General features: G+C 67.0%; 14 protein-coding genes. 3 read left to right on the top strand and 11 right to left on the bottom strand.

Going from position 1 to position 15,860, the window contains the following annotated elements:
* Positions 1–48: 48 nt before the first annotated feature.
* Positions 49–1,281: a diaminopimelate decarboxylase gene (gene lysA, locus HV681_RS13145; protein WP_175123490.1), complete on the bottom strand. Its 1,233-nt coding sequence runs from the start codon at positions 1,279–1,281 to the stop codon at positions 49–51.
* Between the two features lie 113 nt (positions 1,282–1,394).
* Between lysA and HV681_RS13140 the strand changes: the two genes are divergently transcribed.
* Positions 1,395–2,312, top strand: a complete 918-nt coding sequence (locus tag HV681_RS13140; protein ID WP_175123489.1) for a LysR family transcriptional regulator — start codon at positions 1,395–1,397, stop codon at positions 2,310–2,312.
* Between the two features lie 184 nt (positions 2,313–2,496).
* Here the strand turns inward: HV681_RS13140 and rpsT are convergent, their stop codons facing one another.
* The 10 genes from rpsT to HV681_RS13090 all read right to left on the bottom strand — a co-directional run bounded on the left by rpsT (position 2,497) and on the right by HV681_RS13090 (position 10,751).
* On the bottom strand, positions 2,497–2,760 hold the full coding sequence (rpsT, locus tag HV681_RS13135; protein WP_043542310.1) for a 30S ribosomal protein S20: 264 nt from the start codon (positions 2,758–2,760) through the stop codon (positions 2,497–2,499).
* 288 nt (positions 2,761–3,048) lie between these two features.
* Positions 3,049–4,017 (bottom strand): FecR domain-containing protein, encoded by a 969-nt coding sequence (locus HV681_RS13130; protein ID WP_175123488.1) that lies wholly within the window; start codon positions 4,015–4,017, stop codon positions 3,049–3,051.
* A gap of 196 nt (positions 4,018–4,213) precedes the next feature.
* Entirely contained in the window at positions 4,214–5,773 is a 1,560-nt protein-coding gene (gene murJ, locus HV681_RS13125) for a murein biosynthesis integral membrane protein MurJ (RefSeq protein ID WP_175123487.1), read from the bottom strand.
* A 132-nt stretch (positions 5,774–5,905) separates the two neighbouring features.
* On the bottom strand, positions 5,906–6,664 hold the full coding sequence (locus tag HV681_RS13120; RefSeq protein ID WP_175123486.1) for a 3-hydroxyacyl-CoA dehydrogenase: 759 nt from the start codon (positions 6,662–6,664) through the stop codon (positions 5,906–5,908).
* A gap of 134 nt (positions 6,665–6,798) precedes the next feature.
* Entirely contained in the window at positions 6,799–7,455 is a 657-nt protein-coding gene (gene adk, locus HV681_RS13115) for an adenylate kinase (protein ID WP_175123485.1), read from the bottom strand.
* Between the two features lie 91 nt (positions 7,456–7,546).
* Complete coding sequence (gene kdsB / locus HV681_RS13110; protein ID WP_175123484.1) at positions 7,547–8,311, bottom strand: 3-deoxy-manno-octulosonate cytidylyltransferase; 765 nt, start codon at positions 8,309–8,311, stop codon at positions 7,547–7,549.
* 10 nt (positions 8,312–8,321) lie between these two features.
* Positions 8,322–8,504, bottom strand: a complete 183-nt coding sequence (locus tag HV681_RS13105) for a Trm112 family protein (RefSeq protein WP_175123483.1) — start codon at positions 8,502–8,504, stop codon at positions 8,322–8,324.
* A gap of 68 nt (positions 8,505–8,572) precedes the next feature.
* Entirely contained in the window at positions 8,573–9,721 is a 1,149-nt protein-coding gene (lpxK, locus tag HV681_RS13100) for a tetraacyldisaccharide 4'-kinase (protein ID WP_175123482.1), read from the bottom strand.
* Entirely contained in the window at positions 9,718–10,131 is a 414-nt protein-coding gene (locus HV681_RS13095) for an ExbD/TolR family protein (protein WP_175123481.1), read from the bottom strand. The genes lpxK and HV681_RS13095 overlap by 4 nt, the downstream gene beginning before the upstream one ends.
* Positions 10,128–10,751, bottom strand: coding sequence for a MotA/TolQ/ExbB proton channel family protein (locus HV681_RS13090; protein WP_175123480.1), 624 nt, complete (start codon positions 10,749–10,751; stop codon positions 10,128–10,130). The genes HV681_RS13095 and HV681_RS13090 overlap by 4 nt, the downstream gene beginning before the upstream one ends.
* Before the next feature lie 352 nt (positions 10,752–11,103).
* Between HV681_RS13090 and xseA the strand changes: the two genes are divergently transcribed.
* Together xseA and HV681_RS13080 are read left to right on the top strand one after the other, a co-directional pair.
* Complete coding sequence (xseA, locus tag HV681_RS13085; protein ID WP_175123479.1) at positions 11,104–12,471, top strand: exodeoxyribonuclease VII large subunit; 1,368 nt, start codon at positions 11,104–11,106, stop codon at positions 12,469–12,471.
* 79 nt (positions 12,472–12,550) lie between these two features.
* Positions 12,551–15,811, top strand: a complete 3,261-nt coding sequence (locus HV681_RS13080) for an ankyrin repeat domain-containing protein (protein WP_175123478.1) — start codon at positions 12,551–12,553, stop codon at positions 15,809–15,811.
* The last annotated feature ends 49 nt before the right edge of the window (positions 15,812–15,860 follow it).

Genomic DNA, 15,860 nt, shown 5'->3' with positions numbered 1-15,860 from the left:
GGCGCCGGACAGGCAAACTGTCCGGCGCCGTTTGCATTTACAGGCGGCTTACTCTTCCAGCGCGAGCAGCTCGGCCACGGTCTGGCGGCGCCGGATCAGGCGTGCCTCGCCCTGGTCCAGCAGGACCTCCGGTGCGAGCGGTCGGCTGTTGTAGTTCGAGGACATCGACGAACCGTAAGCACCTGCGTTGTGAAAGACCATGAAGTCGCCGATGCGCGGACGCGGCAGCAACTGGTCGGTCATGACGCCGCCTTCGTTCTGCGTGAATACGTCGCCCGATTCGCACAGCGGGCCGGCCACCGCGATGCGCGTCTGCGGCGCGTCCTGCGGGTCGCTGCCGTCCGGCGCATGCACCGAGATCCGGTGATAGCTGCCATACATGGCCGGGCGCATCAGATCGTTGAAGCCCGCGTCAACCAGCGCAAAGTCGCGCTCGGGACGCCGGTTGATCGAATGCACTTCGGCGACCAGCACGCCGGACTCGGCGATCAGGAAGCGGCCGGGTTCGATCTCCAGGCGGATCTCATGACCCAGATACTGGGCAATGCGCTGACGCGCGGCATCCCATTGCTCGAAGTAGTGATCGCAGTCGATGCGCGGCTCGCCGTCGCGGTAGGGGATCGACAGCCCGCCGCCCGCCGAAATGGCTTCGATGTCGTGATCCAGCGACTTCACCACGTCCACCATGGCGTCGCACACGCTGGAAAGATGGCCGTAGTCCACGCCCGAACCGATGTGCATGTGCACGCCCACCAGCTTCAGGCCGTGGCGGCGCACGATGGAGATCGCCTCGGCCACATCGTCGATCCAGATGCCGTGCTTGCTTTGCGGGCCGCCGGTGTTGGTCTTGTTGCTATGGCCGTGGCCAAAGCCCGGGTTGATGCGCAACCAGACGCGATGGCCCGGCGACGCCTGGCCCACACGCGACAGCATGTCCAGCGACCCGGCGTTGACCGAGATGCCGTGCTTGAGCGCGGTGGCCAGCGTGGCGTGGTCGATCAGGTCGGCCGTGAAGACGATGCCTTCCGGTTCGCTGCGCGGGTCGAAGCCGGCGGCCAGGCTGCGTTCGATCTCGCCCAGGGATACCGCATCCACCACCACACCTTGCGCGCGCATCAGGCGCAGGATGTGCAGGTTCGAGCACGCCTTCTGCGCGTAGCGGATCGTGTCGAAGCGGCGCAGTTGGGCGATGCGTTCGCGGATGACGGCGGCGTCGTACACCCAGAGCGGCGTGCCGTGTTCGGCGGCAAGTTGGGTGAGCTGGCGCGGATCGAAGGTCATGATGAAAGGAACCCTGTGGGAAGTGAAGCGAAGGCGGCATGATGCCTGCGTTGGTCCATCCAGTAAAATGCTTTGATTTTCGACACCGATTCATTCCTGATATGGGAGGCGCGATGCTCACGCATCGGCATATCGAAGTCTTCCGCGCGGTGATGATCGCGGGCAGCGTGACGAAGGCCGCCGATCTGCTCAACACGTCGCAGCCCACCGTCAGCCGCGAACTGGCTCGGATGGAGCAAACGATCGGTTTTGCCCTCTTCGAACGGATTGCGGGGCGCCTGCGGGCCACGATGCCGGCGTTGGCGCTCTTTGAAGAGGTGCGGCAGTCCTACGCCGGCCTTGAGCGCGTGGCGTCCGCCGCGGCCCGTCTGCGGGCGTTTCGCGAAGGGCAGCTGTCGGTGATCACCCTGCCGGCGTTTTCGCATTCGATACTGCCTGATGCGTTTCAGCGTTTTCATGGCCAACACCCCGGTGTGAGCCTGTCCGTCGAAACCCAGGAGTCTCCGCTGCTCGAAGAGTGGCTGACGGCGCAGCGCTACGACCTGGGCCTGACCGAACACGATGCCGCGCCAGCCGGCACCCGGCTGGAGTTGCTGGTGCAGGTTGACGAGGTCTGCGTGCTGCCTGACGGCCATCCGCTGCTGGCGCGCGCGGCGGTCGAGCTGGCGGATTTTGAAGGGCATTCCTTCGTCAGTCTGTCCGCCAGCGATCCCTACCGCGTCCAGATCGACGAAGCGTTCGCCCAGGCGGGCGTGTTGCCCCGCTCCGTTGTGGAAACGCCTACTGCGGTGTCGGTTTGCACATTCGTGCGACAAGGACTGGGCCTGGCGATCGTCAATCCGCTGACCGCGCTGGACTTCGTGGGGCGAGGGCTGCACATCCGGCCGCTGACACGGTCGTTTCCGTTCCGCGTGAATGTGGTGTTTCCGGAACACCGTCCCGGTAATCCGCTGGTCGGCGCGTTCATGGGATCGCTGCGCGACGCCGCGGCAGCTATCAAGGGCAGGCTGGCGGCAGCAGAATCCGCATGAAGCGGGGCAGGGCACGCCCGAGAGGGTTGGCCCGGTAGGCCGGCTGAGACGCAGGTGCTGGGCCTTGGGGCGCGCAGCGAACCGCTCAGACAAACGGTGCAGACAACAAAAAAGGATGCCCGTGGGCATCCTTCTTTATTTGCCGTATTCGTGTCGCCCCGGAAGACCGGGGCGGCAGAATGGCTTAGGCCAGCGCCTTGATGGCGGCAGCCAGGCGGCTCTTGTGGCGAGCGGCCTTGTTCTTGTGGATGATGTTCTTGTCAGCCACGCGATCGATCACGCTGGTGGCCTTCTGGAACACTTCGCCAGCCGCAGCCTTGTCGCCAGCGGCGATGGATTGGCGAACGCGCTTGATGGCGGTGCGCAGCATCGAGCGCAGGCTGGAATTGTGCTTGTTGCGCTCAACGGATTGGCGAGCGCGCTTGCGGGCTTGGGCGGTATTGGCCATGTTGCTTTGTAAGTTGAATTCGGCAAAGTCGAACATTGTAGCAAGTCCCGTGGGGAATGCAAGCTTTTAATGTCGCTTTAACCGATGGAGCGCCCGTCAACCGGGCGGGAGGGCGCTGCTGGGAAGAATTCCCGGGTTGGAGAACCCTTGCGTCAGATCCTCTTGAAAACATGAGGAAAATTCGCGGCGCCTATCGATAAAACCAATGGACAAACCACTGGATAAAAACTAGGTGTCGAGTATACAACGGAAACCGCGCCGCCCGGCATACCTTCGGGGCGGACGTTGTCAGGCGGCGACGTTGATGGAAACGAACCAGGGCGTGAAACGGCGCACCTGGATGGGCATCTGGTCTTGCAGGCTGTCCAGCGCGGCGTCGGTGTCGTCCAACGGGAAATGGCCGGACACGGGCAAGCCGCCTGCGGCCATGGACACGCGCAAGGTGCCGCTGCGATAGGGGCGCAGCGCCGCAATGACTTCGCCCAGGGGACGGCCACGGGCCTCAACCCAGCCCGATTCCCAAGCGGCTTCGGCCATGAGCTCGGCGCGCGGCGTGTCCATGCGGGCATTGTCGAAGCGGGCGCCGGTGCCGGCGCGAATGGTGCCGTGCGCCCCGGACATGGTCTCGACCTCGACTTCGTGTTCGTGCACCACGACGACCGTACGCTGCGCCTGCTGGCGCACCATGTAGCGGGTGCCGAGCGCGCGGACCGTGCCCTGGGCAGTCTGCACCAGGAAAGGACGGCGGGAATCGGGTGCGACCGACACGGTCACGGCGCCATCCAGCAGACGGACCTGACGATACGCAGGCGTGAAGTCCAGGTTGACGCGGCTGCGCGCGTCGAGCAAAAGCTGGCTGCCGTCCGACAGCAGGTAGCGGCGGCGCTCGCCCGTTGCGGTGGCCGCGTCGGCGGCAACGTTGTTCAGCGGGTAGAACGCATTGCCGACATAGGCAGCGGCCGCGCCGGTGCTGGCGAGCGCAAGCGCGCCAGTCAGAAAACGGCGGCGGGGCGGCACGATGGCGGCGGGTGGGGGCGGGATCAGCGACTGGGCAGCGGCCGCGGCGTCGCCACTGCCGGTGGCATAGGCGTCGCCAAGCCGGCCAAACGACGATCCTGCCAGGGTGCCCGTCAGTTGCTGCCAGGCGTTTTCATGGACAGGGTCAGCCGCTCGCCAAGCCAGGAAGTCGTTGTAGTCTTGGGCCGTTGCCTTGCCGGAGCGCAGCAGCAGCAGCCAATTGATCACCTGGTCCGCCATGGGTTGTCCTTGGGCGTACTTCAATTCATGCTTCCCGCAGGCAGGGGCCTACAGGGGGTCCTCTCAGTGGCAATTTTTAAATCATAAAGGTTTTTTACCAAAGATTACGGTGTGGTTGTCAATTCTTGACGAAATTAATGCGAAAAGCCGGCGTTTGGCCGGCTTTTTGAAGGCAATGTAGCCCGAACAGGCGGAATTACTGCTTCGGGCGTCGTCCGAAGTCCCTGGGGCGAAATCCAAACAGTAACAACATTCCGAAGTACACCACGCCGCTTGCCGCCAGCACGCCGGCCAGCAAGAGGACACGCTGGCCGGAGTGGGTTTGCAGCGCGATCCAGTCGATCCGTGTGTCCGCATACCAGAGCAGCGCCGCCAGCCCGGCCAGCGCGGGCATCAGGCGCAGGGCAAACGCAGTCCAGCCGGCGCCCGGCATGTACACGCCCCGCCGCCGCAGCCCGATCAGGAGCGCCAGCGCGTTCAGGCAGGCGCCCAGGCCAATGGCCAAGGCGAGCCCCGCGTGGGCCAGCGTCGGCACCAGCATCACGTTCAGCAGCTGCGTCACCACCAGCACGGCGATGGCAATCTTCACGGGCGTGCGGATGTCCTGCTTGGCATAGAAGCCGGGGGCCAGGATCTTGACCGCCAGCAGGCCAATCAGCCCGGCAGAGTAGGAGATGACGGCCAGGCGCGTCTGCAACACGTCCAGCGCGCTGAAGGCGCCGTAATGAAACAGCGTGGCGACAAGGCCGTCCGACAGCATTGCCATGCCCACCGCCGCGGGCAGCCCCAGCAGCAGTACCAGGCGCAGGCCCCAGTCGAGCAGCGCGCTGTAGCCGCCGTGGTCGTCGCGGGCATGCGCCGCGGACAAGCTGGGCAGCAGGACGGTGCCCAGCGCCACGCCCAGCAGCGCCGTGGGAAATTCCATGAGGCGGTCGGCGAACGACAGCCACGTCACGCTGCCCGGCGTGAGCCACGTCGCGATATTGGTGTTGATCAAGAGCGAGATCTGCGCCACCGACACGCCCAGCGTGGCGGGCGCCATCTGCTTGAGGATGCGCTGCACGGTCGGATCGGCCCAGGCCTGCCCAAAGCGCAGCGAAAAACGTGGCGTCAGGCCCAGGCGCGCCAGGGCCACCCATTGCACGGCCAATTGCAGCACCCCGCCGATCATGACGCCGACGGCCAGCGCGTAGACCGGGACGTCCATGCGCGGCGCAAGCCAGATGCAGGCGCCGATCATGGACAGGTTCAGCAGCACGGGCGTGAAGGCGGGCACTGCAAAGCGCCGCCACGTATTGAGCACGCCGGACGCGAAGGCGATCAGCGACATGCAGAGGATGTACGGGAACATCATCCGCGTCATCCAGACCGCCGCGCCGAATTCGGTGTCGCGCGCCGCACCCCGCAGGCCGCTGGCCATGGCGGACACCACCCAGGGCGCCGCGACGATGCCGATCAGCGTGACCAGCATCAAGGCGGCGGTCAACAGCAGGGCCACGCGGTCCAGCAGTGTGCGGACTTCTTCTTCGGAGCGGTTGTTGCGCGCGGCGCCCAGGATGGGGACGAAGGCCTGGGCGAAGGCGCCCTCGGCGAACAGGCGGCGCAGCAGATTGGGAATGCGGAAAGCGACCCAGAAGGCGTCGGTAATGGGGCCGGCGCCAAACGCGCGGGCCACCAGGATGTCGCGGATCAGGCCGGAAATGCGGGACAGCAAGGTGAAACTGCTGACCGTGGCCGCCGAACGGAACAGGCTCATGGGTAGACTACTGAAGTGAAAAGCGGGCCGGATCGCCGCGTTGATGGGGACGGAATGCCGGCCATCTGCAGGGCCGGCATTGCAAGGCCGGCCCCTTTGGACCGGCCCGTACGGACCGGCCATGAAGCTGAGTTACTTCGGCGGCATGCGGATGGCGCCGTCGAGACGGATGGTTTCGCCGTTCAGCATGTCGTTGGTGATGATGCTGTGGACCAGCTTGGCGTAGTCTTCCGGGCGGCCCAGTCGCGCGGGGAAGGGGATGCTGGCGGCCAGCGAGTCCTGCACTTCCTGCGGCATGCCGAAGATCATCGGGGTGCCGAAGATGCCCGGGGCGATGGTCATGCAGCGGATGCCGGTCTTGGACAGGTCGCGCGCGATCGGCAGCGTCATGCCCGCAACGCCTGCCTTGGACGCGGCATAGGCCGCCTGGCCGATCTGGCCGTCAAAGGCAGCGACGGATGCCGTGTTGATCATCACGCCGCGTTCGCCGGTGGGCTCGGGCGTATTGGCGCTCATGGCCTCGGCGGCCAAACGCATCATGTTGAAGCTGCCGATCAGGTTGATCGACACGACTTTCTGAAAGAGTTCCAGCGGGTGCGCGCCATTCTTGCCGACGATCTTGGCGGCGGGGGCCACACCCGCGCAGTTGACCAGACCAAACAGCGAGCCCAGTTCCAGCGCGGCGGCCACGACCTTCTTGCCGTCGGCTTCCTGCGTCACGTCGCAGTGCACGTAGCGCTGGCCGAGTTCCTTGGCGAGGGCTTCGCCCGGCTCGTCCTGCAGGTCGGCAATGACGACCTTGGCGCCATGTTCGACCAGCATGCGGGCGGTGCCGGCGCCCAGGCCGGATGCGCCGCCGGTAACGATGAATACCTTGTTCGCGATTTCCATGTGTGTACCACCAGATCAGTTCAAGGGAAGGAAGGCGGCGCGCCGGGCGCCGGATGCAACAAGGCCTTCGGGCCTGGGCCGGAACGCGCTGCGTCCGGCCGGCGCCGAAGGCCTTTGGGCCATCGAGACGCCGATCAGCTTTGAACGGCTTCGAACAGGCGCGACTTGATTTCGTCGACGGCGCCCACGCCCGAGATCTTGCGGTACTTCGGGGCAGCGGCGGAATCTTGCTGCGCCCAGGCCGAGTAGTAGTCGACCAGCGGACGCGTCTGCTCGCGGTACACCGACAAGCGATGGCGCACGGTTTCCTCGCGGTCGTCGTCGCGCTGGACCAGGTCCTCGCCGGTGACGTCGTCCTTGCCTTCGATCTTGGGCGGGTTGAAGCGCACGTGATAGCTGCGACCGCTGGGCTGGTGCACGCGGCGTCCGCTCATGCGTTCGATGATGTCTTCTTCGGGCACGGCGATTTCCACGACGTAGTCCAGCTTGACGCCGGCGCTCTTGAGCGCGTCGGCCTGCGGGATGGTGCGGGGAAAGCCGTCGAACAGGTAACCGTTGGCGCAGTCGGGCTGCGTCAGGCGGTCTTGCACGAGGCCGATGATGATCTCGTCGGAAACCAGGCCGCCGGCGTCCATGACCTTCTTGGCTTCAATACCCAGCGGGGTGCCCGCTTTCACCGCGGCGCGCAGCATGTCGCCGGTGGAGATCTGGGGAATGCCGAAGTGCTGCGTTAGAAACGCGGCCTGGGTGCCTTTGCCGGCGCCGGGGGGTCCGAGCAAGATGAGACGCATGAGTGCTCCTGAAGGGGTTTATTTTTTGTGATCCGGGGGATTATGCCGCAACGCAGCAGCCAATGCGGGGCTGCGCCATGGGAAATAACCCTTATATCTGATTGCTGTAGATCAAGCGGACGCGCTCGAGATCGGCCGGGGTATCTACCCCACCCGCAGGAGGCGTCGACGCCCGATGGACGACGATGACGTGGCCGTGTTCCATGGCCCGCAATTGCTCCAGCGATTCGAAGCGTTCCAGCGCGCCTTGCGGCAGGGTCGGGAAGCGGCGCAGGAACGACGCGCGGTAGGCGTACAGGCCGATGTGATGCCAGGCGGGCAGTCCCTGCGCCAGCACGCGTTCGCCGCCGGCCAGCGCGTCCCGCGCCCAGGGAATGGGGGCGCGCGAAAAATACAGCGCGCGGTCGTCGGCGGCGCAGACCAGCTTGACGACGTTGGGATTGAACAGCGCCTCGGCATCGGCCAGAGGGCAGGCACAGGTGGCGATGTCAGCCTGCGGATACGCTTGCAGCTTGGCCGCCACCGCGTCGATGAGTTCGGGTTCGATCAGGGGCTCGTCGCCCTGCACGTTCACCACGATGGCGTCGTCGGGCAGGCCAAGCTGCTCGACCGCTTCGGCCAACCGGTCGGTGCCGGTGGGGTGATCGCCACGGGTCATCAGGGCGCGCAAGCCGTGCGCCTGCGCCGCCTGCTGCACGCGCCCGTCATCGGTGGCGATGAAGATCTGCGAGGCGCGGGACAGGGCAGCACGGTCGGCGGTGCGCACGACCATCGGCTTGCCGGCGATGTCGGCCAGCGGCTTGTCAGGCAACCGGGTCGACGCGGTGCGTGCCGGGATGATGGCGATGAAGCTCACGATGCGGCGTTCAGCGAGGGGCGGCGGTGTCGTCCAGCGCGCGGGCCTCGGATTCCAGCATGACCGGAATGCCGTCGCGCAGCGGGAAGGCCAGCCGGTCCGCACGGCAGACCAGTTCGGCCTGCTGCCGGTCGTGTTCGAGGCGGCCCTTGCACAAGGGGCAAACGAGGATGTCGAGAAGGCGGGATTCCATGACCGCGATTCTAAAACAGTTTTGCCGCCGGACAGCGCGCGGCGCGTCGGGTTGCGGCAAGCGCCCTGTTACCCCGTTGGGTTGCGGCCCCGGTTTACGCCGCCACCGTTCTGCCCACGACCCGGGCGCTCTTTGAGAGCGCGCAGCGCGTCGGCCAGCCAGTCAAAGAGCCTCGGGTCAGAGAACGCGGCTTGCACCGGCACTTCCCACAAGCGGGGATCGTTCAAGGCGCCGCATTTGATGGCGTCCTTGGCGGTCACCAGGATGACGTCGGCGTCCAGCGCCTGGAAGGGTGACGTAGCGTAGTCGTGGTGATCGGGCAGGGGAAGCGTCGCGGATAGCGTGATGCCGGCTGCCCGCAGCGTGGCAAAAAAGCGCTCCGGATTGCCGATGCCGGCCGCGGCCGCGATGCGCGTCTGCCCGGCAAAGGCCGATAGCGGCTGCGTGGCGTGTCCCCCGATATGGCGCGCCAGGCCGGGTTCGAGCCACATCTGGACATGGCGGGGCCGGCTGCTTGCGGTGTCTGACACCCTGGGGAGACGGCCGTCATGCTGCGACGGTGCATCAAGGGTGTCAGACACCGCAAGCGAATTGCCCGGCGTACCGATATTCGTGACCACGGCGTCCACGTCGGCCAGACGGCTGGCGGGCTCGCGCAGCGGGCCGGCGGGCAGCAGGCGCCGGTTGCCCACGCCGCGCTGGTCCTGCACGACGATTTCGATGTCCCGAGCTAGGGCCAGATGTTGCAGGCCGTCGTCCGAGACGATGACATCGACCTTCGGATGCGCCTGCAGCAACACCTGGGCGGCGAGGGCGCGCTTGGGGTGGATGCACACGGGGGCGCCGGTGGCGCGCGCGATCAGCGCGGGTTCGTCGCCGAATCGAGCGGCTTCCAGGTCGCCCAGTCCCACCCGCGGATGGGGACCGACCTTGACGCCATAACCCCGGCTGACCACGCCCGGCGTGTAGCCGCGGGCCCGCAGGTTTTCGACGGTGGCGATCACCATGGGCGTCTTGCCCGTGCCGCCCACGAAGATATTGCCGATCACAACCACGGGCACGGGCGGCCGGTAGGACACCTTGGCGCCGCTGGCGTAGCGCGCGCGCTTGCGCTCGACCGCCCAGGCGGTCAGCGCGGACAGCGGGCGCAGGGCGGTGGACAGCCAGCCGCCGCGCTGCCATTGGCGGGCCAGCAGTGATGCGCGACGGGTTTTCAACGGTTGGTCTGGGCGGCGAAATTGACGCGGCCGATGCCGGCAAGGCGCGCAGCTTCCATGATGTTGATCACGGACTGGTGGGTGGCCTGGGCGTCGGCATTGATGATGACGAGCGGCTCGGTCTTGCCGGCCGCGGCCTGGCGCAGGGCGTCGGCGATTTCGGGCGGCGTGGAGACGTCGATCAGGGTCCCGTTCAGGGCGTAGCGGCCATCCTGGCTGACCGCGACTTCCAGCGCGGGCGGCGTGTCCTGTTCGGACGATGCCTGGGGCAACGTCACCTTCAACTGCGTGAACCGGGTGAACGACGTGGTGGCCGCCAGGAAGATGAGGATGACCAGCAGGACGTCGATGAGCGGAATCAGGTTGATGTCCAGCTCATCGCGGTCGCCCCGGGAACCGCGGAAATTCATGGGCGGGCCTCGCGGGAGGCGCGCGCCGGCGCAAGGGCACGGATCAGGCGCGATGCAGCCTGTTCCATGGCGTTGATGTAGCCATCCACGCGGCCGCGCAGATAGCGGTGCGCGATCATGGCAGGAATGGCGATCAGAATGCCGAAGCCGGTGTTGTAGAGCGCGATCGAAATGCCGCGCGCCAGTTGGGCGGGGTCGCCGCCGCCGGGCGTGTAGGAGCCGAAGATTTCGATCATGCCGACGACCGTGCCGAACAGGCCCATCAGCGGGGCGACGACGGCGATGGTGCCGATGGCGGAAATGTAGCGGCTGAGATCATGCGCGACGGCGCGGCCAGTGTCTTCGACCACGTTGCGCAATTCTTCGCGCGGCAAGTGGCGGTGGCGCATCACTTCGGCCAGCACGCGGCCCAGCGGCGAATTGCGTTCCAGCCGGTGGATCGAGTCTGGCGTGTCCTGGTGATTGCGCAGCATTTCGGCGACCTGCTCGTTCAGGCCGCGCGGCATCACCAGGTTTCGGCGCAGGGACAAAAAGCGCTCGAAGATCAGCGCCAGGCCCAGCACGGATGTCGCCAGCAGGGGCCAGATGGGCCAGCCGGCCTCGCGCAGAATGGAAAGCAAAGCGGTCAACTCCTGAGGAGCCGAAGGCGCCGCAAGCGGCGCACAGTGGCATCTGAACAAGCCGAAACTGTAACGGTGCGGCGCGTATGTGGCAAGGCAGGGGAAGACCCGAATTATCCACAGAATCTGTGGATAATTCTGTGTAGAACTCAGCCGGAAGGCTTATGGGCACGGGGCTTGCGCTTGTTTGCTTCAAATGCGCGCACTGCCGTGTCCTATATAAGTCCTTATAAATCAATGATTTGCACCGAATTTGCTGGCTTTCTGGGCAGTTCGTGCAAATTTCTGCGAACGCGGTATCATTGCGCCCCGCTCCGCCTGCCCTGTGGACAGGTTCGCATCGGAAAGCCCCATGACAATTGAGCTCCCAGTCACAAACAACGCATTTGCGCGGGAAATCCTTACAGTTGCCCAGCTAAACCAAGCAGTGGGGCAGTTGCTGGAACGCAGCATCCCGGCGCTGTGGGTTCGCGGCGAGATTTCCAACTTCACGCAGGCAGCGTCCGGGCATTGGTACTTCACGCTCAAGGACAGCCGGGCCTCCGTGCGGGCCGTCATGTTCCGCAGCCGCGCCAGCGCAGTGGGCTTCGTGCCCCGGGCGGGCGACCAGGTCGAGATCCGGGCGCGCGTTTCCCTGTACGAACCGCGGGGCGACTATCAGCTCCAGGCTGACGCCATGCGGCGGGCAGGATTAGGGAATCTGTACGAGGCTTTTTTGCGCCTCAAAGAGCAACTGGCCTCCGAGGGGCTGTTCGATCCGGCCCGCAAGCGCGAGCCCGTCCGTCTGCCCCGTGCGATCGGGGTGATCACCTCGCTGCATGCGGCAGCGCTGCGCGACGTGCTGTCGGCCCTGGCCCGGCGGGCGCCGCAGGTGCCGGTCATCATCTATCCGGCCCCGGTTCAGGGGGCGGATGCCGCCAACAAGCTAGCCGCGCAGTTGCGTCTGGCCAACGAGCGGGCCGAGGTCGATACGCTCCTGCTGGTGCGGGGCGGCGGCAGCATCGAAGACCTCTGGAGCTTCAACGACGAAGACCTGGCGCGCCAGGTGGCGGTCAGTGAGATTCCCGTCATCAGCGGCGTGGGTCACGAAACCGACTTCACCATCGTGGACTTCGTGTCCGACCTGCGGGCGCCCACGCCCACCGCCGCGGCCGAACTGGCCTGCGCGCCGCGCGCCGAATTGCTGGGCCGCGTCATGCAGACGCTGCAAACCATGGTGCGCGGCCAGCAGCGCCGGCTGGAGCGGGCAGCGCAACGCCTGGACCGCGCCACCGCGCAGTTGGTGTCCCCGGCACAACGCCTGCAACACCAGCGCGAGCGCTTGAACAGCCTGCAATACCGACTGGCGTCGGCCTGGTCCGCGCCGCAAGGCCGGCGCGCCGCGCGCGTCAATCTGCTGGCGCAGCGCCTTAGCCATCGCGTGCCGGATACGGGCAGGGCCGCCGAACGTCTGGCGGGCGCCGTGCGTCAACTGGGGCAGGCCCATGCCCGCCTGCTGGTGCAGCGGCGTAATCGCCTTGCCGCCGCCTCGGCGCAACTGCGCGCCCTGGATCCGGGCAATACGCTGGCGCGCGGTTACGCGATCGCCCGCGACGCGGAGGGCCGCATTGTTCGTGACGCGGCCGCGCTGTCGGCGGGCCAGCCGCTCGACCTGAGCTTCGCGCAGGGCGGGGCGCAGGTCCAGGTGCAATCCACGCGTTCCACGCGCGACCCAAGCTAGTTTTTCCGCGAGCCCCGACAGGGGACGGCGCGCGGCGCGATCGCACGCAAATCCTCTCCACCCGAATCATGGCGGCAGGATGTTCCACGACAGAAATCTGAAATGGGCGGCCACCGGACTGGCCGCGGCGATCTGGGCGACCGGGGTGGGCTCCGTGGCCTACGCGGAAAACGCAGCCGTTTCCCCCGCAGCGGCATCAGCCACCGCACCCTCAGTCACACCACCCTCAGCCGCAGCCGCCGATTGCAACTGCACGTCGCCGTACCGCGAATACAAAAGCGCCGATACGCCGGAGACTGAGGCCCTGTTTACAGCAGCCGGGCGCAACGACGAGGCGGCATTCCTGGGCGCGCTGGCGCAGGTCGAACGGCCCGGCGACTATGCCCGTGACGGCGTCCCCTTGCTGCACGCCTTGGTGATGACGCCACGTGATCTGCGGTCGCAGTACGTGTATTGGGACATGACGCCGGAAGACGCGGCGCGGTTGCGCCAGGCGCACGAGGCCGGCCTGCCGGCCCGCGCGCGCATGCTGGCCGCGCTGCTGGCCACCAAGCCGGACCTGAACGACATCACGTACGAATCGCGCCGGCCACCGCTCCACCTGGCGCTGTTGTACGGCACGCCGGCCATCATGGAGGCGTTGCTGGCCGCGGGCGCCAACCCCGACCAGCGGGGTGACCAGAACAACACCCCGCTGGAATTCCTGCTGCACCGCGATTTCGAATTCGCAGTGCGCCAGACCTACCTGCCGCGCCTCGTCGACCGCAAGAGCCTGACGCGCATGGTGGTGGCCTTGTTCGGTGCCGGCGCCAGCCGCCCGTATGCGGCGCTCGACGCCGATACCGCCGCGTCAAGTGTCTTGAAGGACGGACAGGGCAAGACGCGGCCCGCGGCGGACTTCCTTGCGTGGTTGCCCCTGGTGGAACTGACGGAAGGTGCAGAGGCGCTGCGAGCGCTGGCCGCCACGGGCAGCCGGCCTGCCTATGAAGAGGAACTGACCGCCCTGGCGTTCGCCGCCTACGAAGGCGATGCGCAGGCCGTGTCGTACCTGATGGAGGTGGGCCCTCGCACGATCCCGGCCACGGCGTACGGAGAAACCGGCGACCGTGACGTGTGGCTGGATGCGGCGCAAGCAGCGGTCGAAGGCGGACACCCCGCAATCGCCGAACAATTGCTGCGCGCGGGCATGCCCTTCGCGCAACGCGGCCCGCAAGTGGGCTCGGGCGGCCTGATATTCGCCAAGCCCCAGATGGGCAATCGGCCGATCCTGAACTTGGCGGCCCAGCGCGGCGACACGCAGACCGTGCAGCGCCTCCTGGCCCTCGGCGCGCCGGTCGACGGCGATCCCGCAGAACCGCATGGCAACACGCCGCTGGCCGATGCCGTCGAAGCCGGCAATTCCGGCGTCGTGAAGGCGCTGCTGGCCGGGGGCGCCGATCCGGGCTTGCGGCGCGAAGGCTATGACCGCCGGTCGGCGCTGGAGGTTGCGGTGCGGGCCGGAGACACCGCGCTGCTGCGCACCCTGTTGGCGGCGATGAAGCCCGACGCGCTGCACGCGGCGCTGCAGAACGCCGCCGACTCGCCTGTCGCGCAACTGCTGCGGCAGCCGGGCGGGCAGGGCGCGGCAGTGCTGCGCATGTTCGCGGACGCGGGATTCGACATGAAGACGCTGGACGCAAGCGCCATTCGCCAGGCGCTCGAAAGCCGCGATACGGCGCTGGCCTTGATGCTGATAGAGGCGGGCGTGCCGGTGAATCCGTACGTGGACCCCGCGGTAAAGACGGCCGATAAAGCAGCCGGGGATGGGGCCGGCCGCGATGCCTGGCCGCTAAGCCTGGACGATCCGCGCGGCACGCCGCCGCTACTCCTGGCGGCGACCTCGGGCCAGGTGGCGGTCGTCGATGCATTGCTGGCCAAGGGCGCGGACCCCGCCGCCATCGCGCCGGACGGCGAGAGCGCTTTGTATTGGCTGATCGGTCGTCAGGACACCGCCATGCTGGATCGGCTGCTGCGCGCCGGCGCGCGGTTGGACGACCCGCGGCTGCCGGTCGCGCCCAACCCGTACGCACTGCTCAACGCGGCCGTGGCGTCCAGCGACATGGAAACGGTGCGTCGCGTGAGCGCGTTGAACCGCCAGCCGGTTGCGCAAGCGTGCATGCCAGACAACGGGGAGTTCGTGCTGATCGACAAGCCTGGCTACTTTGCAGCACTGCATGCGGCCGGTTTCACCGGTCAGCCATCGTCATGCGCGCGGGATGGACGTACCTTGCCCGATCGCATCGTGTCGATGCTGCTGCATAGCCGGGAGCTGGTCACCGCGCGGCATGACACTGTGGTGCAGGTATTGCGTCTGTTGAAGGCGTCGGGCACCGATCTGGATGCGCCGCTGCCCGACGGCGATACGCCCCTGAACGCCGCCATCCGGCTGGGACGCCGGGACCTCGCCCAAGCGTTGCTCGACGCCGGCGCCAGCCCTGATGCCGGCGACGGCTCGGGTCGCGGTCCTGCGTGGATCGCACTTGAAACCGGCCAGCCCGCCATGCTGGTCTTGCTGGCGCAGCACCACGCGCGCTTCGACGCGGCGGTGGCGCCGCCGGGCCAGTCGTTCCGCACGGCGCTTGCCTGCCAATCCGATCCGGCTTTTGCGCGCGTCCTGCAGGATGCGGGCATCACGCTGCAGGCGGACTGCGCGCCGCCGCCCGCGCAAGGCCGGCGCGTGGGATCCAAAGCCGCCAGCAAGTCTTCGGAAGCCATGCGCATTCCGGGGCATTACTACCTGCGCGGCGTGCGGGAAGTCGGCAGCGAATTGCTGCTTCTGGAAGACGGCAGCTTCGAGTACTTCCTGAGTTATGGCGCTGTCGACATCAACGCGCGGGGCGTCTGGCGCAGCGACGGCAAACAGGTGTTCCTGGACACGCCGCCGCTGCGGCCGTACTCCGCCATCGCGAACGTGCGCGCGGACACCAGGCCGGCCGAGGCCGGCATGCTGACGGTGCGCGTGTATCACCGCGGCCGTCCGGTCAATATCGACGTGGCGGTGTCATCGGCCGATCAGGACTACGGCGGCGGTCCGCGCCAATCGGAAGGGGCGGACGGCGTCTCCGTGCCCATCGCGGCGGGCGCGTTGAAGGCGCTGGCCGTCTTCGTGCCGGCGCCGTCTGGTGGACGTTGGCACGAGGTGGACGTCTCCCGCATCGACGCCGCTACCCGGGCCGTGCGCATCGACGTCGACGTGCCCGACGACGCGGCCAGCGCGCCGCTGCACAAGGTCCTGGCCATGGATAAGGACGGCGCGCTGGTCGAAACCGGTAGCGGGCAGGAGCTGCGTTACGTGAAGTGACGCCATGCGGTGGCGCCATGTGGTGAGGCCATGCGGTGACGACATGCGC

It is taken from the genome of Achromobacter animicus (assembly GCF_902859585.1).
Lineage (GTDB): Bacteria > Pseudomonadota > Gammaproteobacteria > Burkholderiales > Burkholderiaceae_B > Achromobacter > Achromobacter animicus.
This window is presented reverse-complemented; position numbering and strand designations above follow the sequence as displayed.

What these genes read in the sequence shown, in the direction of transcription:
- adk (WP_175123485.1), bottom strand. Translation starts at nt 7,455, where the DNA reads ATGCGTCTCATCTTGCTCGGACCCCCCGGCGCCGGCAAAGGCACCCAG.
- xseA (WP_175123479.1), top strand. Translation starts at nt 11,104, where the DNA reads ATGACAATTGAGCTCCCAGTCACAAACAACGCATTTGCGCGGGAAATC.
- lysA (WP_175123490.1), bottom strand. Translation starts at nt 1,281, where the DNA reads ATGACCTTCGATCCGCGCCAGCTCACCCAACTTGCCGCCGAACACGGC.
- murJ (WP_175123487.1), bottom strand. Translation starts at nt 5,773, where the DNA reads ATGAGCCTGTTCCGTTCGGCGGCCACGGTCAGCAGTTTCACCTTGCTG.
- HV681_RS13095 (WP_175123481.1), bottom strand. Translation starts at nt 10,131, where the DNA reads ATGAATTTCCGCGGTTCCCGGGGCGACCGCGATGAGCTGGACATCAAC.
- HV681_RS13140 (WP_175123489.1), top strand. Translation starts at nt 1,395, where the DNA reads ATGCTCACGCATCGGCATATCGAAGTCTTCCGCGCGGTGATGATCGCG.
- HV681_RS13080 (WP_175123478.1), top strand. Translation starts at nt 12,551, where the DNA reads ATGTTCCACGACAGAAATCTGAAATGGGCGGCCACCGGACTGGCCGCG.
- rpsT (WP_043542310.1), bottom strand. Translation starts at nt 2,760, where the DNA reads ATGGCCAATACCGCCCAAGCCCGCAAGCGCGCTCGCCAATCCGTTGAG.
- HV681_RS13105 (WP_175123483.1), bottom strand. Translation starts at nt 8,504, where the DNA reads ATGGAATCCCGCCTTCTCGACATCCTCGTTTGCCCCTTGTGCAAGGGC.
- HV681_RS13130 (WP_175123488.1), bottom strand. Translation starts at nt 4,017, where the DNA reads ATGGCGGACCAGGTGATCAATTGGCTGCTGCTGCTGCGCTCCGGCAAG.
- HV681_RS13120 (WP_175123486.1), bottom strand. Translation starts at nt 6,664, where the DNA reads ATGGAAATCGCGAACAAGGTATTCATCGTTACCGGCGGCGCATCCGGC.